This window comes from Bradyrhizobium sp. Kon37 (assembly GCF_055807535.1).
This window is the reverse complement of record NZ_JBVVOY010000235.1, coordinates 1-290: the sequence shown is the minus strand read 5'-3', so window position 1 is coordinate 290 and position 290 is coordinate 1. Positions and strand designations below refer to the sequence as shown.

The window sequence follows — 290 nt, the reverse complement described above, 5'->3', positions numbered from 1 at the left end:
GGCGGCACCGACGGCCGCGTCGGCAATGACACCATGAAGGCAATCAAGGATTTTCAGCAGAGGGCCGGTATCGTGCCTGCGGACGGCTATGGCGGGCTGAAGGTGCTGGCGAAGCTACGCCAGGGGTCTTAGGCCGGCTCAATGCCGGTATTGCGGCTCCTCCGCATCGAGCTGCCGCCGGATCGCCGCAAGATGCAGCCGTGCAGATTCGGAATCGCCCTCGCGCATCTGCCTGTAGGTCTCGGCTGCAATCGCGGGATCGACCGGCAGCACCTGTCGCCCGGTCGACA

Annotated in this window: 1 protein-coding gene and 1 pseudogene; one reads left to right on the top strand and one right to left on the bottom strand. The window is 65.5% G+C overall.

The annotated features are described in order from the left end of the window. The coding region (locus AC0L3J_RS37965; RefSeq protein WP_473350532.1) for a peptidoglycan-binding domain-containing protein at positions 1 to 132 on the top strand (132 nt) is incomplete at its 5' end. Positions 133 to 138: 6 nt separating this feature from the next. Here the strand turns inward: AC0L3J_RS37965 and AC0L3J_RS37960 are convergent. Beyond that, a pseudogene (locus AC0L3J_RS37960) lies at positions 139 to 290 on the bottom strand (aldolase); the annotation flags it as partial.